The organism is Clavibacter zhangzhiyongii (assembly GCF_014775655.1).
Taxonomy (GTDB): Bacteria; Actinomycetota; Actinomycetes; order Actinomycetales; family Microbacteriaceae; genus Clavibacter; species Clavibacter zhangzhiyongii.
The window spans coordinates 2,696,195-2,715,671 of record NZ_CP061274.1; the positions used below are offsets into that span (position 1 = coordinate 2,696,195).

Annotated in this window: 15 protein-coding genes; 3 read left to right on the forward strand and 12 right to left on the reverse strand. The window is 73.1% G+C overall.

What is annotated here, in order from left to right; genetic code table 11:
• Positions 1-149: 149 nt before the first annotated feature.
• Both sucD and sucC read right to left on the reverse strand, forming a co-directional pair.
• Positions 150-1,037 carry a succinate--CoA ligase subunit alpha gene (gene sucD / locus H9X71_RS12695; RefSeq protein ID WP_160447835.1) on the reverse strand — a complete coding sequence of 296 codons (888 nt, stop codon included), beginning with the start codon at positions 1,035-1,037 and terminating at the stop codon, positions 150-152.
• Positions 1,038-1,064: 27 nt separating this feature from the next.
• Entirely contained in the window at positions 1,065-2,228 is a 1,164-nt protein-coding gene (sucC, locus tag H9X71_RS12700; RefSeq protein WP_191147417.1) for an ADP-forming succinate--CoA ligase subunit beta, read from the reverse strand.
• Positions 2,229-2,476: 248 nt separating this feature from the next.
• Between sucC and H9X71_RS12705 the strand changes: the two genes are divergently transcribed.
• Both H9X71_RS12705 and H9X71_RS12710 read left to right on the forward strand, forming a co-directional pair.
• Entirely contained in the window at positions 2,477-3,298 is an 822-nt protein-coding gene (locus tag H9X71_RS12705; RefSeq protein WP_191147418.1) for an oxygenase MpaB family protein, read from the forward strand.
• 95 nt (positions 3,299-3,393) lie between these two features.
• Positions 3,394-5,373, forward strand: a complete 1,980-nt coding sequence (locus H9X71_RS12710) for a hypothetical protein (protein WP_191147419.1) — start codon at positions 3,394-3,396, stop codon at positions 5,371-5,373.
• On the opposite strand, the gene H9X71_RS12715 is transcribed toward H9X71_RS12710, so the two are convergent.
• Together H9X71_RS12715 and H9X71_RS12720 are read right to left on the reverse strand one after the other, a co-directional pair.
• Positions 5,345-7,792, reverse strand: a complete 2,448-nt coding sequence (locus H9X71_RS12715; protein WP_191147420.1) for an ATP-dependent helicase — start codon at positions 7,790-7,792, stop codon at positions 5,345-5,347. The two genes, H9X71_RS12710 and H9X71_RS12715, sit on opposite strands and share 29 nt — an antisense overlap.
• A 132-nt stretch (positions 7,793-7,924) precedes the next feature.
• On the reverse strand, positions 7,925-8,983 hold the full coding sequence (locus H9X71_RS12720; protein ID WP_191147421.1) for a glycerophosphodiester phosphodiesterase family protein: 1,059 nt from the start codon (positions 8,981-8,983) through the stop codon (positions 7,925-7,927).
• Positions 8,984-9,115: 132 nt separating this feature from the next.
• Between H9X71_RS12720 and H9X71_RS12725 the strand changes: the two genes are divergently transcribed.
• Positions 9,116-9,919, forward strand: a complete 804-nt coding sequence (locus H9X71_RS12725; RefSeq protein ID WP_191147422.1) for a Bax inhibitor-1/YccA family protein — start codon at positions 9,116-9,118, stop codon at positions 9,917-9,919.
• A gap of 101 nt (positions 9,920-10,020) precedes the next feature.
• Here H9X71_RS12725 and guaA read toward each other — a convergent pair whose 3' ends face one another.
• The 8 genes from guaA to guaB form a co-directional block, all read right to left on the reverse strand.
• Complete coding sequence (gene guaA / locus H9X71_RS12730) at positions 10,021-11,601, reverse strand: glutamine-hydrolyzing GMP synthase (RefSeq protein ID WP_191147423.1); 1,581 nt, start codon at positions 11,599-11,601, stop codon at positions 10,021-10,023.
• Positions 11,598-12,149 carry a DUF3817 domain-containing protein gene (locus H9X71_RS12735; RefSeq protein ID WP_191147424.1) on the reverse strand — a complete coding sequence of 184 codons (552 nt, stop codon included), beginning with the start codon at positions 12,147-12,149 and terminating at the stop codon, positions 11,598-11,600. The genes guaA and H9X71_RS12735 overlap by 4 nt, the downstream gene beginning before the upstream one ends.
• A 9-nt stretch (positions 12,150-12,158) precedes the next feature.
• Positions 12,159-13,139, reverse strand: coding sequence for an SURF1 family cytochrome oxidase biogenesis protein (locus tag H9X71_RS12740; protein WP_191147425.1), 981 nt, complete (start codon positions 13,137-13,139; stop codon positions 12,159-12,161).
• Entirely contained in the window at positions 13,139-14,677 is a 1,539-nt protein-coding gene (locus tag H9X71_RS12745; RefSeq protein WP_191147426.1) for a cation:proton antiporter, read from the reverse strand. Before H9X71_RS12745 ends, H9X71_RS12740 begins: the two co-directional genes overlap by 1 nt.
• Positions 14,678-14,680: 3 nt before the next feature.
• Positions 14,681-15,214 carry a cation:proton antiporter regulatory subunit gene (locus H9X71_RS12750; protein ID WP_191147427.1) on the reverse strand — a complete coding sequence of 178 codons (534 nt, stop codon included), beginning with the start codon at positions 15,212-15,214 and terminating at the stop codon, positions 14,681-14,683.
• 82 nt (positions 15,215-15,296) lie between these two features.
• Positions 15,297-16,415, reverse strand: coding sequence for a GuaB3 family IMP dehydrogenase-related protein (locus H9X71_RS12755; RefSeq protein WP_191147428.1), 1,119 nt, complete (start codon positions 16,413-16,415; stop codon positions 15,297-15,299).
• Positions 16,408-17,541: a hypothetical protein gene (locus H9X71_RS12760; protein WP_191147429.1), complete on the reverse strand. Its 1,134-nt coding sequence runs from the start codon at positions 17,539-17,541 to the stop codon at positions 16,408-16,410. The genes H9X71_RS12755 and H9X71_RS12760 overlap by 8 nt, the downstream gene beginning before the upstream one ends.
• A 166-nt stretch (positions 17,542-17,707) precedes the next feature.
• Positions 17,708-19,210, reverse strand: coding sequence for an IMP dehydrogenase (gene guaB / locus H9X71_RS12765; RefSeq protein WP_043668920.1), 1,503 nt, complete (start codon positions 19,208-19,210; stop codon positions 17,708-17,710).
• Between the last annotated feature and the right edge of the window lie 267 nt (positions 19,211-19,477).

Sequence of the window (19,477 nt, forward strand, 5' to 3'; positions counted from 1 at the left end):
CCTACCGGCCGGGCCCGGGGCGGCCGGTCCCGCGGCGGGCGCGGCGGGCATCCGGCAGGGGATCCGCCTGTGGAGGGCGGTGGCACGACGACGGCCCGCATCCACGGGGGATGCGGGCCGTCGGGTCGGCGCTCGGGAGCGCGTCGTCGCTACAGGGCGGCGAAGACCTCGCGGAGGAGGTTGGCCGTCTCGGTCGGCGTCTTGCCGACCTTGACGCCGGACGCCTCGAGGGCCTCCTTCTTGCCCTGCGCGGTGCCGCTCCCGCCGGAGACGATGGCGCCGGCGTGGCCCATCGTCTTGCCCTCGGGTGCCGTGAAGCCCGCGACGTACGCGACGACCGGCTTGGTGACGTGCGCCTTGATGTACTCGGCCGCGCGCTCCTCGGCGTCGCCGCCGATCTCGCCGATCATGACGATGGCGCGCGTCTCGGGATCCGCCTCGAACGCCTCGAGGGCGTCGATGTGCGTGGTGCCGATGATGGGGTCGCCGCCGATGCCGATGGCGGTCGAGATGCCGAGGTCGCGCAGCTCGAACATCATCTGGTAGGTGAGCGTGCCCGACTTGGAGACGAGGCCGATGGGGCCGGCCTCGGTGATGGTGGCGGGGATGATGCCGGCGTTCGACTTGCCGGGGCTGATGATGCCGGGGCAGTTCGGGCCGACGATGCGCGTCTTGCCGCCCGTGCTCTTCGCATGCGACCAGAACTCCGCGGAGTCCTTGACCGGGATGCCCTCGGTGATGACGACCGCGAGCGGGATGGCCGCGTCGATCGCCTCGACCACGGCGCTCTTCGCGAACGCCGGCGGGACGAAGATGACCGACACGTCGGCGCCCGTCTCCGTCATGGCCTCGGCGACCGAGCCGAAGATCGGGAGCTCGACGCCCTCGATCGTGACGGTGCTGCCGGCCTTGCGCGGGTTCACGCCGCCGACGACCTTGCTGCCGGACGCGAGCATGCGGCCCGCGTGCTTGGTGCCCTCGGACCCGGTGAGGCCCTGGACGATGATCCTGCTGTTCTCGTCGAGAAGAATCGACATCTATCTGTTCCTGTTCTCTCTCGGGAGTTACGCGGCGGCCAGCTCGGCGGCCTTGTCGGCCGCCTCGTCCATGGTGCCGACGACGGTGACGAGGGGGTGGGCGCGCTCCTCGAGGATGCGGCGGCCCTCCTCGACGTTGTTGCCGTCGAGGCGGACGACGAGCGGCTTGGTGGCGGCGTCGCCCAGCTTGTCGAGCGCGCCGACGATGCCGTTCGCGACCGCGTCGCACGACGTGATGCCGCCGAAGACGTTGACGAAGACGCTGGTGACCTGCTCGTCGCCGAGGATGACGTCGAGACCCGCGGCCATGACCTCGGCGGACGCTCCGCCGCCGATGTCGAGGAAGTTCGCGGGGCGGACGCCGCCGTGCTGCTCGCCCGCGTAGCTGACGACGTCGAGCGTGGACATGACGAGGCCCGCGCCGTTGCCGATGATGCCGACCTGGCCGTCGAGCTTCACGTAGTTGAGGTCGGACTCCTTGGCCTTCGCCTCGAGCGGGTCCGCGGCGGCCGCGTCCTCGAGGGCCGCGTGGCCCTCGTGGCGGAAGCCGGCGTTCTCGTCGAGCGTGACCTTGCCGTCGAGCGCGATGATGTCGCCCGACTCGGTGAGCACCAGCGGGTTCACCTCGACCAGCGTGGCGTCCTCGTCGCGGTACACCCACCAGAGGCGCTCGAACACGGGCGCGACCTTGGCGATGAGCTCCTCGGGGAACGACGCGGCGCGCGCGATCTCCTCGGCCTTGGCGGCGTCGATGCCGATGACCGGGTCGATCTCGATGCGGGCGAGGGCCTCGGGGCGCGTGACCGCGAGCTCCTCGATCTCCATGCCGCCCTCGTAGCTCGTGAGCGAGAGGTAGGAGCGCTCGGCGCGGTCGAGCAGGATGGAGAAGTAGAACTCCTCCTTGATGCGGGCGCCGGCCGCCACCATCACGCGGTGCACGGTGTGGCCCTTGATGTCGAGCCCGAGGATGGACTGCGCCGCCTCGTATGCCGCGTCGGCGCTCTGGGCGACCTTCACGCCGCCGGCCTTGCCGCGGCCGCCGGTCTTCACCTGCGCCTTGACCACCACGGTGCCGCCCAGCTTCTCGGCCGCGGCGCGCACCTCCTCGGCGGTGTCGGCGACGATCCCCGGGAGGACCGGGACGCCGTAGGACTCGAAGAGGTCCCTGGCCTGGTATTCGAAAAGATCCACGCGTGTCATCCCATCCGCACCCGCGCTCGGCGGTTACGTGCGTCGTTCGAGGCTGCGGTGCCGCGACCGTCTGGTGGCGGCACCCGGTGTCTTGCGGCTGATCGACCCGGACGGCGCCCACCGGGGTGAGCCGGCCCGCCGCGTCGACGACCGTGGAGAGCCTATCGGGTCGGGCGTCGGGCGGTCCGGGCGCGCCGCAGCCGTGCGCTCCCGCGCGGACCACCGCGCTGGGGAGGGAGACTGGGCGGATGAGGCCGAGGACGCATCCCGTGCGGCGGAGCGACGCGTCGATCCGCGACATCGCGGGCGAGGCGATACTCCTGGCCGCGGGGGGCCGGGCGATCCTGCTGCAGATCGCCGACCCGTCCGTCGCCCGGGGCGTCGCCGAGCACAGCGACTTCGCGTCGCGGCCGTTCGACCGCCTCGAGGGCACGCTCGGCTACATCTACGCGGTGGTGTACGGATCGCCCGCCGACGTCGCGCGCGCCCGGCGGATCGTGGGGCGCGCGCATGCATCCGTGCGGTCCGCGGCACCGGCCGCCGACGGATCCGCGCCCGCCTACTCCGCCTACGACCCCGGCCTGCAGCTCTGGGTCGCCGCGACCATCTACGACAGCGCGATCCGGATGGCCGAGTTCGCGTACGGGCCGCTGCCGGAGGAGGCCGCCGACCGCGTGTACCGCGAGTACGCCGTGCTCGGGACCGCGCTGCAGGTGCCGGCGGAGCGGTGGCCGGCCGATCGCGCCGCCTTCCGCTCCTACTGGGACGAGCGGATCGCCGCGCTCGAGCCCACCGCCGACGCCCGGCGGGTGGCACGCGCGCTGCTGGGCGCGAGGACCTGGCCGCGGCCCCTCCACCCGGCCATGCGGGTCGTCGCGCTCGTCACGGCCGGGCTCCTGCCGCCGCGGGTCCGGACGGGCCTCGGCATGCGCTGGGACGCCCGGCTGCAGCGGCGCTTCGACCGCATGCTGCGCGTGCTCGTGGCGGTGAACCGCGTGCTGCCGCAGGCGGTCCGGGACGCGCCGCGGTCGGTCGTCACCCGGCGGTACCTGCGCCGCGACGTCGGCTAGCCGCCCGCTCCTGCACAGGCGCCGGATCCGTCCGCCCCTCCCCGTGTCGCCGTCCGACGTCGACCGGCGGACCCGCCGGCGCGCATGGTGCGGCCATGACATGGATCCCCTCCCTCCGTCCCTCCCCTCCCCCGCGACCGCACCTCCATCCGCGGGCCGGGAGGCTGGTCTCCGCGCTCGTCGGCATGGGGCTCGCCCTCGGCCTCGCGGCGAGCGCCGTCCCTCCCGCGCAGGCGCTCAGCGCGGTCTCCCACGGCATCGGCTACGCCTCGGGAGGGGACGGTCGCTGGCTCGGCTCCTACCGCATGGACGACGGCCGGCTCGGCTTCTGCATCGACGTCGGGCTCGCGGCCCCGCCCGGCCACGAGTACGCGCCGTCGGACGACGCGGGCCGCTCCCCCGACGACCGCGCTCGGCTCGCCTACATCTCGAGGACGCGGGCGGGCTCCGCGGATCCCGACACGGCGGCCGCCGGCCAGCTCGCGACGTGGAGCATCACGGGCCTCGGCGGGCACGACCTCGCCTGGTACGCGGCACGCGCCGGGGACCGAGCCGGCGTCGTGGAGTCCCGCGCCCGGGAGATGCTCGCGGAGGCCGGATCCGCATCCGGCGCCTCGCGCTCCGTGACGGCCGCCGCATCGGTCGCCCTCGGCGACGACGGCCACGGGACGGTGCGCGTCGACCTGCGCGCCGACTTCCTCGCCACCGGTCCGGCGGACGTCCCCGCCGGATCCCGGACCGGCACGGTCACGCTCGTGGGAGCCGTGTTCGACGGCGGGGGCGCGAGCGCGCAGGTGCCCAACGGCGCACCGACGGCCATCACGGCGACGGGATCGGCCGCGACGGTGCACGTCACGGCGAGCGCCGCATTCCGCGACCTCCCCTACGGCGACGCCCTCGACGTCGTCGGGGACGGTGGCGCGTCGCAGGGCATGATCCTGGCCCGCCCTGCCGACGCGCGCGCCGAGGCGCAGGCGGATGCCCGCGCTCCGAGCCCGCTCCCCTTCGCACCGCGGGTCGTCACGCGCGCATCGCGGGCGGTCGCCGCGGCGGGCGACGAGGTCACGGATTCCCTCGAGGTGTCGGCGGACCCCGCCGCCCCGGCGTCGGGCGGGCGACCGGCCACCTCCGACGGCTGGGGGCTACTGCGACGTGAGGGCGGGAACCTCGTCCCCGTGCCCGTCACCGTGCGCAGCCGACTCCTCGGGCCGTTCCCGGAGCAGGTCGGGCCCGAACGCGACGACGCGCCTGACGGCGCACCGCAGGTCTGCGAGGTCACCACGCGCGTCGACCGCGGGCCCGGCGCCTACACGACTCCGGCCTGCCGCCTCCCTGCCGGGGGCTTCTACACCTGGGTCGAGTCCATCTCGCCGGACGACACCCCCGCCGCGGAGGGACGCGACCGCGTGCTGCCGTGGCGGTCGACCTTCGGCGCCGCCACCGAGACCACCCAGGTGCCGCACCCGCCGACCATCACGACGACCATCGGGGCGCGGGAGATCACGACGGGCGGGTGCGAGACCGACACCCTGCACGTGAGCGGCTTCGTGGGCACGGGACCCGTGCCCGTGCAGGTCCGGCTCGCGGGTCCGTTCTCGTCCGCACCCGCCGAGGGCGAGGCCGTGACCCTGCCCGACGACGCGGCCGTCCCCGCGGCCGACGTCGTGCTCACGGACGACGGCGAGGCGACCACCCCCTGCATGCGCGTCGACGCGGCCGGGTGGTACGTCGCCGTGCTCGACAGCGAGGGCCGACCCTCCGGCGATGCCGACGGAGCCGCCATCGCCCCGTTCGCGGACCTCGTGGCGCACGCCGCCGAGACGTTCCACGCCGGTCTACCGCCGGTCGCGGCGCCGCCCTCACCCGGCGGTCACGCGGAGCTCGCGATGACGGGAGGGGCGCCGGGCATCGACATGCCGGTCGCAGCCGGGCCGCTCACCCGGCTGGGCGCCGCGCAGGTGGCGCGCGCGGCCGCGGCGATCGGCGCGCTCGGCGTGCTCGGCATCGGCGCTCGCCGCGCAGGACGTCGGCGCGCCCCGGGGACCGCTATAGCTTCTCGATGGGCGCGATCTTGATCAGCAGCCGCTTCCGCCCGGCGGGACCGTCGAACTGCACCTCCGCGATGCGCTTGCGCCCCTCGCCCGTGACCCCGGTGACGCGGCCGTCGCCGAAGTCGGTGTGCCGGATCCTGTCGCCGAACGCGAGCTCCAGGTCGCCGTTGTCCCGCACCTGGCCGGTGACGGTGTTCGCCCACTGGGTCTTCGGACGCGGAGGCGGCGGCAGCGCCGGATCCTCGAAGGCGCTCGTGGATCGCGACCGCCCGTACCCGCCGCCCTCGCGCCGGGCGTTGAGGGCGCGCGGTTGAGTGCCGCCGCGGGAGGTCGCCATCCCCGGCGACTGCTTCCAGTCGATGAGCTCGGCCGGGATCTCCTGCAGGTACCGGCTGGGCATGGCCACGTTGACCTCGCCGAACTGGGCGCGGGTCATCGCGAGGGAGATGAAGAGGCGACGACGGGCGCGGGTGATGCCGACGTAGAACAGCCGGCGCTCCTCGGCGGGGCCGCCTGGCTCGTTCGCGGACATCCGGTGCGGGAGGAGATCCTCCTCCACGCCCGTGAGGAACACCGAGTCGTACTCGAGCCCCTTCGCGGTGTGAAGGGTCATGAGGGACACCGTGCCGCTGGAGTCGTCGAGCTCGTCGGCCGCGGCGACCAGCGAGACCTCCGTGAGGAAGTCGACCAGCTGACCCTCGGGGTTGTTGCGCGAGAACTCCTTCGTCACGGCGACGAGCTCCTCGACGTTTTCCGCACGCGCCTCGTCCTGCGCGTCCTTGCTCGCGCGCAGCGCCTGCACGAGGCCGCTCCGTTCGAGGAGCGTGGTGACCAGGTCCCCCACGGAGGTGCGGCCCTCCGGCCGCTCGGGATCGAGGAGCAGCGCCACCTCGTCGAGCATGCGCGACAGCGTCGTGATCGCCTGCGTCACCTTGGGCCCGAGCCCGAGCTCCGACGCGCGACGCATCGCCTCGCGGAAGGTGACGCCGTGCGCCTCCGCGAAGTTCGCGAGCGCCGTCTCCGTCGCCGGGCCGATGCCGCGCTTCGGGGTGTTGAGGATGCGGCGCAGCGCGAGCACGTCCGCCGGGTTCGCCACGGCGATCAGGTACGCCATAGCGTCCTTGATCTCGGCCCGCTCGTAGAACTTCGTGCCGCCCATGATCCGGTACGGCACGGCCGAGCGGATGAGGATCTCCTCCAGCGCGCGCGTCTGCGCGTTCGTGCGGTAGAAGACGGCGATCTCCGAGTACGCGGTGCCCTCCTCGTGCAGCTTCTGGATCTCGTCGGCGACGAACTGCGCCTCGTCGTGTCCGGAGTAGCCCGTGAAGCCGATGATCTTGTCGCCGTCGCCGATGGACGTCCACAGCTTCTTGTCCTTGCGGTCGAAGTTGTTCGAGATGACGGCGTTGGCGGCGGTGAGGATGTTCTGGGTCGAGCGGTAGTTCTGCTCGAGGAGCACGACCTTGGACTGGGGGAAGTCGCGCTCGAACTCGGTGATGTTGCGGATGTCGGCGCCGCGGAAGGCGTAGATCGACTGGTCGCTGTCGCCGACCACGGTGAGCGACGCCCCGTCGATGCCGCCCATGCCGTTCGTCGACATGCGCGTGTCCACGGGCACGTCCTCCGGAGCCACCGCGCGGGTCAGCTCCCGGATGAGCGAGTACTGCGCGTGGTTGGTGTCCTGGTACTCGTCGACGAGCACGTGCCGGAACCGCCGCTGGTACAGCGCCGCCACCTTCGGGAACGCGCGGAAGAGGAACACCGTCTGGCCGATGAGGTCGTCGAAGTCGAACGCGTTGGCGGCGGCGAGCGAGCGCGTGTACTGCCGGAAGATCTCGACGAACATGGCCTCGGCCGGGTCGTTGAAGTTCGCCGTGCGGGCGAACGTGTCCGCGTCCGACAGCTCGTTCTTGAGCTTCGAGATGCGTCCGGAGACCGACGAGACCGTGAAGCCGAGCGTGTCCGCGTCGAGCTGCTTGATGATCCGCTTGATGAGGACGCGGCTGTCGGCCGAGTCGTAGATGGTGAAGTTCTGCGTGAAGCCGAACGCCTCGGCCTCGCGGCGCAGGATGCGCACGCACGCGGAGTGGAACGTCGAGATCCACATGCCCTCGGACGCCTGGCCGAGGAGCGACTCGACGCGCTCGCGCATCTCCGCCGCGGCCTTGTTCGTGAACGTGATGGCCAGGATCTGGCTCGGCCACGCCTCCCGCGACTCGATGAGGCTCGCGATGCGATGGGTGAGCACGCGGGTCTTCCCGGACCCGGCGCCGGCGACGATGAGGAGGGCCGGCCCCCGGTAGACGACGGCCTCGCGCTGCTCCGGGTTGAGGCCCTCCAGCAGCGGATCGGACGAACCCCCGGGCCCTCCGCCGGCGCCCCCGTGTCCGTCGAGGATGATCGGCGTGCTGGAGGGGGGAACGGCGGCGGGGTCGGCACTCATGTCGGCATCGATCCTAGGCGCTGCCCCCGACGCGAGACCCGGCGCGGAGCGGTCCGCGCCACGGCAGGGGACCCGCACGCGAGGCCGCACGCGACCCCGGGCGAGGCGCCCCGGCGGAGGCCCGCGGACGCGCTAGCTCGCGGCCGCCCCCCGCTCCCCGACGAGCGCCACCGCGAGATCCGGGTGGTCGGCGAACACGCCGTCGACGCCCGCGTCGAGGAGCCGACCCCAGTGGGTGCGGAAGTCGCCGTGGGCGGACTTCGGGCCGGGGCCTCGGAGGGGTCGCGGCAGGAAGGCGTTCTCGGGGCGCAGCGTCCAGGTGAAGACCGAGAGGCCGGCGACGTGCGCGCGCGCGACCAGGTCGGAGACAGGGGCGGCGGCCTCGTCCGCGGCTCCGAAGCCCGCCGCCGGGCAGATGCGCTCGATTCCCACGCTGATGCCGTCCACCTCCGCGGCGAGCGCGGTCAGCCCACGGTCGGTCAGCTGCTCGTCGAACGTGACCGCGGCGTCGCCGTGGCGCGCGACCTCGTCGACCGCCGATCCGCGACCCTCCAGGAGGTAGACGAGCCGCGCCTGCACGCCCCTCGCCCGGACGGCCAGCAGCACGTGCCGCTCGAACGACTCGACGGTGAGGCGCGACGCGTCCGTCGCCCAGCCATGCGCGTCGAGGTCGCGCGCGAGCAGCTCGTCGAGCGGCATCCCCAGCCCCGCGAAGTGGGTGGCGTGCTTGATCTCGGCGACCATGCCGAGCGGCCGACCCCGGCGGGCGGACTCCTGGTCGACGATCCGGAGCAGATCGGGGAGCGAGAGCACCGTCTCCTCGTCGTCGTGGGACGCGCTGTCCGGCCGCGCCGCGGGGATCCGCTCCCGGCAGCGGAGCGTGCGGATCTCGGCCCACGTCATGTCCTCCGTGAACCACCCCGTGCGCTCCACGCCGTCGACGACGCGCGTGACCCGGCGGTCGGCGAACTCGGGACGCTCGGCGACGTCCGTGGTGCCCGACAGCTCGTTCTCGTGCCGGATGACGAGCACGCCGTCCGAGGAGGCGACCAGGTCCGGCTCGACGGCGTCGGCCCCCTGGGCGAAGCCGAGGCGGACGGCCGCGGCGGAGTGCTCGGGGCGGTAGCCGCTGGCTCCGCGATGGGCGATGACGAGGGGGCGGGGGCGGGGGGCGTGATCCACGCCGCGCACGCTACAGGCGCCGGGTGGACGGCGCGCGCGTACTCATCTGGGGAAATACACGGCCGACGCGAGTCGTCTCCCAGCCTGGTCAGCTAAATTGAGGCTCGATCACGTTCAACCACCACTGAGAGTAGAAGGACCATGGCCAACCCCACGTTCTCCAACAACCCGGTCTTCAACGGCCGGGGTGCGACGCCCACGAGGGATGTGACCCCGGAGAGCCTCGACGAGCTGTACAACCGGCCGTCGGCCGGTGCCTCCGAGACCGACCGGATGACCTACGAGGACACCTCCGTCAAGACGGTCAGCCTCCTCGCCATCGTCGTGGTGCTGGGCGCGGTCGCCTGGTTCTCCGGCCCGCTCGCCGGCCCCCTCGCCCTGCTCGGCGGACTCGGCGGCCTCGTGCTCGGCCTCGTCAACTCCTTCAAGAAGGAGCCGTCCGTCCCGCTCATCGTCGCGTACGCGGCGTTCGAGGGGCTCTTCGTCGGCGGCATCAGCCGGGTCTTCGAGAGCGTCGCACCCGGCGTCGCCACGCAGGCGCTCCTCGCGACCGCCGCCATCTTCGCCACCGTCCTGATCCTGTTCCGCAGCGGCAAGATCCGCGCCTCCAAGCGGGCGACCAAGATCTTCATGATCGCGATGGTCGGCTACCTGCTGTTCTCGGTGCTCAACTTCGCGCTCGTGGCCTTCGGCGTCCTCGACAGCCCGTACGGCCTGCGCACGGAGACGATCGCCGGCATCCCCCTCGGCGTCATCCTGGGCATCTTCGTCATCCTGCTGGCCTCGTACTCGCTGGTCCTCGACTTCGACTTCATCCAGCGCGGCGTCCGTGCCGGCGCCCCGCGTCGCTACGGCTGGACCGCGGCCTTCGGCCTGGTCACGACCATCGTGTGGCTCTACGTCGAGCTGCTCCGCCTGTTCGCGATCCTGCGCGGCAACAACTAGCACCACGCGGGTCCGCGGCACAGCACCGCGGACCAGCAAGACGACGAAGGCCGCTCCCCTTGGGGGAGCGGCCTTCGTCGTCCACGGCATGCGCGGGAGGATCACTCCCACTCGATGGTGCCCGGCGGCTTCGACGTGACGTCGAGCACGACGCGGTTCACGCCGTCCACCTCGTTCGTGATGCGGTTCGAGATGCGCGCGAGCACGTCATACGGGAGGCGGGTCCAGTCGGCGGTCATCGCGTCCTCGCTCGAGACCGGGCGCAGCACGATGGGGTGGCCGTAGGTGCGGCCGTCTCCCTGCACGCCGACCGAGCGGACGTCCGCGAGGAGCACGACGGGGCACTGCCAGATCTCACTGTCGAGGCCCGCGGAGGTGAGCTCGGCGCGCGCGATCGCGTCCGCCTTGCGCAGCAGCTCCAGGCGCTCGGCCGTGACCTCGCCGACGATGCGGATCCCGAGGCCGGGGCCGGGGAACGGCTGGCGCCCCACGATGACCTCGGGCAGGCCCAGCTCGCGGCCGATGGCGCGCACCTCGTCCTTGAACAGGGTGCGGAGCGGCTCGACCAGCTCGAACTTGAGGTCCTCCGGGAGGCCGCCCACGTTGTGGTGGCTCTTGATGTTGGCGGTACCCGTGCCGCCGCCCGACTCCACCACGTCCGGGTAGAGCGTGCCCTGCACGAGGAAGCGGATCGGCTCGCCGTCGGCCTTCGCCTCGAGCACGAGCGCCTCCGCCGCGCCCTCGAACGACCGGATGAACTCGCGGCCGATGATCTTGCGCTTGGCCTCGGGATCGGTGACGCCCGCGAGGCCGTCGAGGAACTGCTCGGCCGCGTCGACCGTGACGAGGCGGACGCCCGTGGCGGCCACGTAGTCCTCCTCGACCTGACGGCGCTCGTCCTGGCGGAGCAGGCCGTGGTCGACGAAGACGCAGGTGAGCTGGTCGCCGACCGCGCGATGCACGATCGCCGCCGCGACGGCGGAGTCGACGCCGCCGGACAGGCCGCAGATGACGCGGGCGTCGCCGACCTGGGCGCGGATCCGCTCGACCTGCTCGGCGATGACGTTGCCGCTGTTCCAGTCGCCGGGGATGCCGGCCGCGCGGTGCAGGAAGTTCTCGAGCACGGCCTGGCCGTGCGCGGAGTGCTTGACCTCGGGGTGCCACTGCACGCCGTAGAGGCGGCGCTCGTCGCTCGCGAAGGCGGCGACGGGGGTGGACGCGCTGGAGGCGAGGACCTCGAAGCCCTCGGGGGCCTTCGACACGGAGTCGCCGTGGCTCATCCACACGGTCTGGTCGTCGGGCTGGCCGTCGAGCAGGGTGCTGCCCGGCGTGAGCGTGACCGCGGTGGATCCGTACTCGCGCTGCCCGGTGTGCGCGACCTCGCCGCCGAGCGCGCGGGCCATGACCTGGAAGCCGTAGCAGATGCCGAGCACGGGGACGCCGAGGTCGAGGATCCCCTCGTCGAGGCCGGGCGAGCCCTCCTCGTAGACGCTCGACGGGCCGCCGCTCAGGACGATGCCGGACGGGTCCTTCGCGCGGATCTCGTCGGCGGTGATCGTGGACGGCACGATCTCCGAGTAGACGTTGGCCTCGCGGACGCGGCGGGCGATCAGCTGCGCGTACTGGGCGCCGAAGTCGACGACGAGGACAGGGCGCTGGTTCGTGGGGTTGTCGACGCTCAAGTGGTGGCCTCCGTGGTGGTGGTCGGGTCGATGGGTCGGGGATCGCGGTCGTCGCGCTCGTCGGGGCCGGTCGTGCTCGCGGCCGGGCGACGCGGCGCCTCGAGCTTCGCGATGACCTCCCGCACCTGGCGGGCGATGCGCGCCTCGACCACGAAGGAGAGGAACGGCACGACGCCGCCCGCCGCGACGAGGATGAAGCGCGTGAACGACCAGCGCATCTTCTGCCAGAGCAGGAAGTCGCTGATGAGGTAGACCACGTAGATGTTGCCGTGGACGATCTGGATGATGAGGCTGAGGTTCGTGCCCGTGAGGGTGTCGGCCGGCGACAGGGCCAGGAAGCCCGAGGGGCCGTTCAGCTCGAGCTCGTAGCCGGCGCCGGCGAGGTACTGCAGGGATCCGTCGACGAACTGGAAGCCGGGCAGGTACTTGAAGCCCATCTCCACGACGAGGAGGAGCAGGAACGCGCCGGTGATGAACGCCATGACGCGGTAGAAGCCGAGGACCCTCCGGATCTGCGGGACGTCGGAGCGCTTGAGTCCGTAGGCCATGCGTGGATCCTACCGGTCGGCGTCTGCGCGGCTCCCGCGCCGGGGAGCGCCCGCGGGGGCGGCGGCGGGGTCGTCGAGGTCGTCGTCCGGGAGGTCGTCCTCGTCGTCGTCCTCGCGGTAGCCGGGCTGCTCGCGGGTCCACGTGTCGCGGACCGTGCGGTACCAGATCACGATCGCGAAGATCGCGAAGACCGCCCACTCGGCCGCGTAGAAGATGTTGAGCCAGTTGAGCTGCACGGCCTCGCTCGGCGGCGGCGAGTAGATGGGCGCGAGGCCCGCGACCGGCGTGGACGCCACGATGAAGCCGTTGTAGACGTCGCCCACGTCGCCCTGCCAGGTGTTCACGAGGGCGGCGGTGCTCAGCCGGGTCATGCGCTGGGGGTCCTGGCCGGATCCGGGCGGCTCGGGCTGCTCGCTCGGCAGGAACCGGCCGACGACCTCCTGCACGCCCGCGCTCGGCGCGTCGCCCGCGTCGAGCGCGGCGGCGACCGCGGCCGCCTCGTCGTCCGTCGCAGCCCAGCCGAGCGCGACCGGCACGCTGACGGGGAGCGCGTCGGGCGCGGGATCCGTGGCCGATCCGTCGTCGGTGATGGCCAGGTGGCCGACGACCCAGGCGCCCGTGCGGCCGTCGTCGAGGCGATCGGACACGACGAGGAAGTCGCCGGGGACCAGCGAGCCGGTGACGGTGACCATGTGCCCCGCCGACCGGTCGGTGACGTAGCCCTGGGGCGCGGCGAGGGTGCCCAGCGGCAGCGCGGTCTCGGTGTCGCGCTCGATGACGACGCCGGACTCGACCGCGCGCGCCAGCTGCCACTGCCCGAGCGCCGCGAAGCCGGCGGCGATGACGAGGGCGAGCGCGAGCAGGGCGATCGAGCGCGGGCGGCGCGCGACCTGCCCGATGGTGGGACCGGACGCCCCGGCGGGGGCGCCCTCGGATCCCGGAGCGGCGGTGCCGGCGACGGCGGGGCGGTGGTCGGGTGCGTGCGTCATCAGTAGTCGGGTTCCCGTTCGCGGGTGGGCGGTGTCCAGGTGTCGTGGTCGGACTGCTGTCCGGCCTGCTCCGCGCGGCGGCGGTCGGGGGCGGGATGCGCGTCGTCGCCGTCGACCGCCCCGCCGTCGTCGACCCGGGCGCCGCCGCGCGCGCCCTCGGCCTCGGGTCCCGTGCCCGGCGTCGTGCCGCGCGCGGCCGTGCCCGGGCGGGATCCGGTGACCTGCAGCCCGTCGTCGTACGCGTCGACGACCGCCTGGTCACCGCGCTCCGCCGACTCGAACAGCGCGAGGGCGCCGGCCCGCTCGGCGTCGCGCGCCGCCTTCTCGGCCGCCCGCTTGGTGGCGGAGCGGTAGCGCGTGGGCAGCACGGCCGTGCCGATGCGCACGGAGTTGGCGGCGAGGAGCGGCCCCATGATCGCCATCACCAGCACGTAGAGGCCGGCGAACGGCTGGATCCGCTCGTCGAGCCCCGCCGACAGCGACAGCGTCGCCAGGATGAGCGCGAACTCGCCGCGGTTCTGCAGGATGAACGCCGTGTTGATGCCGGCCTGCGCGCCGTGCCCGTTGAGCCAGGCGACGAACTGGCCGGCGATGAGGTTGAGCGTGACCGTCATGACGACGGCGACGAGCACCGGGATCACGACGGTGGGGAACTCCCGCGGGTCGAGCGCGAGCCCGAAGTTGAGGAAGAAGAACGCGCCGAACACGTCGCGCAGCGGGATGGCGATCTGCTCGATGCGGTTGCGCACGCGCGTGGCGCCGAGCACGAGGCCGATGAGGAAGGCGCCGATGGCGTCGGTCACGCCGAGCACCTCGCCGATGCCGCCGAAGAGGATGGCGAGGCCGAAGAAGAGGATGGCGAGGCCGAAGAAGAGGACCGTGAACAGCTCGACGTCGCGCGTGCGCAGGAAGCGCGACAGGAACGCGCCGCCCTTCCGCGCCACCGTGAACATCACGACGAGGAACGCGAACGACACGGCCAGCTGGCCGACCACCGCCCAGGGCTCGGTCTGGCCGCTCAGCACCACGGAGACGATGGCGAGGTAGACGGCGATGAAGATGTCCTCGACGACGGTGACGCCCAGGATCATCGGCGTCTCGTCGTTGGCCAGCCGGTTCAGCTCGATGAGGAGCTTCGTGACGATGGCGCTCGAGGAGGTCGCCGTCATGCCCGCGATGATGAGCGCCTCGCGCGTGCCCCAGCCGAGCGCGAAGCCGAACGCGAACCCGACGCCCATGTTGATGAGGACGTATGAGCCGCCGGAGACGATGAGCTTGCCCGCGTTGCCGAAGAACTCGTCCTGGTCGAACTCCAGGCCGAGGTTGAACAGCAGGAGGATCAGGCCGAAGACGGCGATGAGCTCGATGTCGCCCGAGGCGAAGTCGAGCGGGAACCAGTCGACGTTCGGGCTCGCGAGGAGACCGACCAGCATGTAGATGGGGATCGCCGGCAGGCCGACGCGCTTGCCGAGCTGGCCGAACGCGTAGGCGAGGACGAACAGCAGGCCGAGGACGATGAGGTCGGGGCCGTGGTGCACCCGCTACCCTCCGTCCGGCGCGGAGCCGGATGCGGGACGGTGCGGGAACTCGCCCGTCCGGTAGAACGCGAAGGCCTTGGCGACCTTCTCCGGCGAGCCCGCGACCACGAGGGTGTCGCCCGGGTAGACCGTGAAGTCGTCGGAGGGCGCCGGGTTCGCGGACTCGCCGCGCACCACCGCCACGACCGTGAGGCCGACGACGCCGCGCGAGGCGAGGTCGCCGAGCGCCTGCCCGGCGATGTGGTCGTCGTAGTCGACGGTGAACCAGTCGATGCTGAGGCCGGGGATCTGGTCGAGCTTGTCGAGCGACTCCGTGATGCGCGTGCCGCCGAGCAGCTCCGCGAGCGTGTGCGCCTCGTCCTCGCTGAGCCGGAGCGAGACCTTCTGCGTGTCGGGCCCGTCCTGCTCCTCGGAGAAGGTGATCAGGTCGCTGTGGCCGGAGCGGTGGGCGATGACGCCGACCTTGCCCCCGTCGTCGGTGATGAAGGTGTGCAGCACGCCGACACCCGGCAGCTTGACGCGTCGGACCTCCGCCATGCGCGCACCTCCCTCTTCCTCTGGATCACAACGCGGGCCGCTCCCCGCATGTTCCCGGACCGCGGTGGGCGGGCCGGGCGGACTACTTGCCGTACGGCGCGACGACGACCTCGACGCGCTGGAACTCCTTCAGGTCGGAGTAGCCGGTGGTGGCCATGGCGCGGCGCAGCGCGCCGACCAGGTTGGCGCTGCCGTCGGCCGTGGTGGACGGGCCGTAGAGGATCTGCTCGAGCGGCGCGACCTGGTCGACCCGGACGCGATGCCCGCGGGGCAGCTCGGGGTGGTGCGCCTCGGCGCCCCAGTGGAAGCCCTGGCCGGGTGCGTCCGTGGCCCGCGCGAGCGTCGAGCCGAGCATGACCGCGTCGGCGCCGACCGCGATGGCCTTGACGATGTCGCCCGAGCTGCCGAGGCCGCCGTCGGCGATGACGTGCACGTAGCGGCCGCCCGACTCGTCCATGTAGTCGCGGCGAGCGCCGGCGACGTCGGAGAGGGCGGTGGCCATGGGCGCGTGGATCCCGAGGGTGGAGCGCGTGGTGGACGCCGCTCCCCCGCCGAACCCGACGAGCACACCCGCCGCGCCCGTGCGCATGAGGTGGAGCGCCGCCGTGTAGGTGGCCGCGCCGCCGACGATGACGGGCACGTCGAGCTCGTAGATGAACTTCTTGAGGTTGAGCGGGGCCGCGCCCTTGGAGACGTGCTCCGCGGAGACGGTGGTGCCCCGGATGACGAAGAGGTCGATGCCCGCGGCGACCACGGTCTCGTAGTGGTCGGCGGTGCGCTGCGGCGACAGGGCCGCTGCGACGACGACGCCGGCCGCGCGGATCTCGGCGATGCGCGCGGTGATGAGCTCGGGCTTGATCGGCTCGGCGTAGATCTGCTGCATGCGCGCGGTCGCCGACTCGGGCGGCAACGAGCGGATCTCCTCGAGCAGGCGCTCGGGGTTCTCGTACCGGGTCCAGAGGCCCTCGAGGTCGAGGACGCCGACGCCGCCGAAGCGGCCCATGGCGATGGCCGTGGCCGGGGAGACCACGGAGTCCATGGGCGCCGCGAGGAACGGGATCTCGAACTGGTACGCGTCGATCGACCACGAGACCGACACATCCTGCGGGTCGCGCGTGCGCCGGGACGGGACGATGGCGATGTCGTCGAACGCGTACACGCGGCGGGCGCGCTTGGCGCGGCCGATCTCTACATCACTCACCCGCACAGCCTAGCGGCGGGCTCCTGAGCGACCGGCCGCGCGCCGGATCCGCTCCGACCCGCGAGCCGGACGGCGTTGCACGGCGCTCGGCGCGGCGCTCGGGCTCGAGGCCCGCGGCGAGGAGGAGCGTCCGCAGACGGCCTGCGGCGAGCACGTCGCGCTCCGACACCTCGACGACCCGCCATCGACCGGACCCGTGCGCGACCTCCCCGGGGGAGGCCGCGCCGGCCGACGGGCCCGAGCGCGGCGCGGCCGCCGCCCCCGCCGCCCCGCGGACCCGCAGCCCGACGCGATCCCGCGGCCACGCCAGCGCGAGCCGCCCCTGCCCGTCCGCGGCCGCACCCACGACGGGCGGCGCGAGCCCCGCCTCGTGGGCGACGCCGCGCGCGACGGACTCCACCGGGCAGGCCGCGCCGCCGTCCGCCGCCTCGACGAGGATCCCCGCGCGCCGGCTCCACGCGCCGGGCCCGCGCAGCGCCCGCTCGGCGTCGAGGTCCGCGCGCGTCACCGGGGACGCCCGAGCCGGGGCCAGCACGTGGTCGAGCGCGACCAGCCCGTGCGCGTACCACCCGGGCCCGTGGTTCCAGGCGGCGCGCACGGCGTCCATCGCCGCCTCGTGGGACGCGGCGAGCGCCGTCGCCGCGAGGCCCGGCAGGAGCACGCCGTCGGCGGTCCGGACGAGCGCGGACCGTCCGCGCGCGGGATCCCGGAGCACGCGGGTACCCGCCCTCCTGCCGGGCGGCGCCCCCGCCACCTCGAGCAGCGTCACGAGCGCGGGCCACGGGGCGAGGCGCGGCAGCCCGTGGACGGCCGCGGCGGAGGCGCCGCCCAGGATGATCGGGGCCCGGGACATCCGGGCGAGGGCGCGGATCCGCAGCAGGTGCCGGTCCCGAGCGGACACGGCCTCCCACGCCTGCCGCTCCACGTGCACGCCCGCCCGCACCCGGACGAGCGCGCCCCGCGCCTCCGCCCGCGCGGCGACGGCCGCGTCGATCCGCTCCTCCTCGCCGGCGTGCGCCTCCGCGGACGCGCCTGCGGGCTCGGAGAGGAGCAGGACGACGCCGGGCGGGCCGAGCGCCGGCAGCGCGGGCGGATCGGCGGGCGGGGACGAGGGGAACGGGGGCATGCGGCGAGTGTCGCCCGGCGACCGCTCGCGACCGCCGCCCCGGGACGACCCCGCGGACGCGTGCCCCGAGGACGCTCCTGTGAGGGAGCGCCGCATGCACGAGGGGCCGGTGCGATCCGCACCGGCCCCTCGTCCCCACCGCGCGTCGCGCGCGCGGCTCCCTGCGTCAGCGCCGGTAGTTGGGCGCCTCGACCACCATCTGCACGTCGTGCGGGTGCGACTCCTTGAGCCCGGCCGCGGTGATCCGCACGAAGCGGCCGCGGTCCTTGAGCTCGCCGACCGTGCGCGCACCGACGTAGAACATCGACTGCCGGAGGCCGCCCGTGAGCTGGTAGACCACGTTCGCGAGGGACCCGCGGTAGGGCACCTGGCCCTCGATGCCCTCGGGGATGAGCTTGTCGTCGCTCGGGACGTCCGCCTGGTAGTAGCGGTCCTTGGAGTAGGACGTCTTCGTGCCGCGCGTCTGCAGCGCGCCGAGCGAGCCCATCCCGCGGTAGCTCTTGAACTGCTTGCCGCCGACGAACATGAGGTCGCCGGGGCTCTCGTCGCAGCCCGCGAGGAGGCTGCCGAGCATGACGGTGTCGGCACCGGCGACGAGCGCCTTCGCGATGTCGCCCGAGTACTGGAGGCCGCCGTCCGCGATGACCGGGATGCCCGCCGCGCGCGCCGCGAGCGACGCCTCGTAGACCGCGGTCACCTGCGGCACGCCGACGCCGGCGACGACGCGGGTGGTGCAGATGGAGCCCGGGCCGACGCCCACCTTGATGGCGTCCGCTCCCGCGTCGATGAGCGCCTGGGCACCCGAGCGGGTGGCGACGTTGCCGCCGATGACGTCGACGTGCGAGGTCGCCGGGTCGGTCTTCAGCCGGCGGATGATGTCGAGCACGCCCTTGCTGTCGCCGTTGGCGGTGTCGACCACGAGAACGTCCACGCCCGCCTCGACGAGCGCGAGCGCGCGCTCCCAGGCGTCGCCGAAGAAGCCGATGGCCGCGCCGACGCGCAGGCGCCCCTCGGCGTCCTTCGTCGCGTCCGGGTACTGCTCCGACTTGTCGAAGTCCTTGACGGTGATGAGGCCGCGCAGCTTGCCGTCGTCGTCCACCAGGGGGAGCTTCTCGATCTTGTGCTCCGCGAAGATCGCGATGGCGTGGTCGGGGTCGATGCCGACGCGGCCGGTGATGAGCGGGGTGCGGGTCATCACGTCGCGCACGAGCGTGGTCGCCGCCTGCACGGGCGAGACGAAGCGCATGTCGCGGTTGGTGATGATGCCGACGAGCGTGCCGTCCGACTCGACGACCGGGAGACCGGAGACGCGGAACTGGCCGCAGAGCGCGTCGACCTCGGCGACCGTGGCGTCGGGGCGCGTGGTGACGGGGTTCGTGATCATCCCCGACTCGCTGCGCTTCACCTTGTCGACGAAGGCGGCCTGGTCCTCGATGGAGAGGTTGCGGTGGATGACGCCGAGCCCGCCCTGGCGCGCCATGGCGATGGCCATGCGCGCCTCGGTGACGGTGTCCATGGCGGAGGAGAGGAGGGGAGCGGCGACGCTGATGTTGCGCGTCAGGCGGGACGTGGTGTCCGCCTCGCTCGGGATGACGTCGGTGTGCCCCGGCAGGAGCATGACGTCGTCGTAGGTGAGGCCGATGACGCCGAACGGGTCGGACTGATCCAAGTTCCCTCCAGGGGGATGAGAGGCGGATGGTGGGGCCGGGGGACCGCGTCGGCAACCGGTGTCTCGATGTTAACGGGCGTGATCGCGGGCTATTCCCGCCGTAGCACGCCGCCACGCGGCACGGGTCGGAAACATCCAGGACATAATCAGCACGTACTGTCAACCAACGTCGTCCTGACGGTAGTCGCGGCGCCTGCGCGGAACTCACCATCCGCCGGCTCCCCCTATGGAGGTCTAGTGATAGCCACTGGTTCGGCCGGAGCACGC

Excerpts from the sequence above, each read along its gene's own strand:
- H9X71_RS12705 (WP_191147418.1), top strand. The coding sequence starts at position 2,477 with ATGAGGCCGAGGACGCATCCCGTGCGGCGGAGCGACGCGTCGATCCGC.
- H9X71_RS12760 (WP_191147429.1), bottom strand. The coding sequence starts at position 17,541 with ATGCCCCCGTTCCCCTCGTCCCCGCCCGCCGATCCGCCCGCGCTGCCG.
- H9X71_RS12750 (WP_191147427.1), bottom strand. The coding sequence starts at position 15,214 with ATGGCGGAGGTCCGACGCGTCAAGCTGCCGGGTGTCGGCGTGCTGCAC.
- sucD (WP_160447835.1), bottom strand. The coding sequence starts at position 1,037 with ATGTCGATTCTTCTCGACGAGAACAGCAGGATCATCGTCCAGGGCCTC.
- H9X71_RS12740 (WP_191147425.1), bottom strand. The coding sequence starts at position 13,139 with ATGACGCACGCACCCGACCACCGCCCCGCCGTCGCCGGCACCGCCGCT.
- H9X71_RS12725 (WP_191147422.1), top strand. The coding sequence starts at position 9,116 with ATGGCCAACCCCACGTTCTCCAACAACCCGGTCTTCAACGGCCGGGGT.
- H9X71_RS12735 (WP_191147424.1), bottom strand. The coding sequence starts at position 12,149 with ATGGCCTACGGACTCAAGCGCTCCGACGTCCCGCAGATCCGGAGGGTC.
- H9X71_RS12710 (WP_191147419.1), top strand. The coding sequence starts at position 3,394 with ATGACATGGATCCCCTCCCTCCGTCCCTCCCCTCCCCCGCGACCGCAC.
- H9X71_RS12715 (WP_191147420.1), bottom strand. The coding sequence starts at position 7,792 with ATGAGTGCCGACCCCGCCGCCGTTCCCCCCTCCAGCACGCCGATCATC.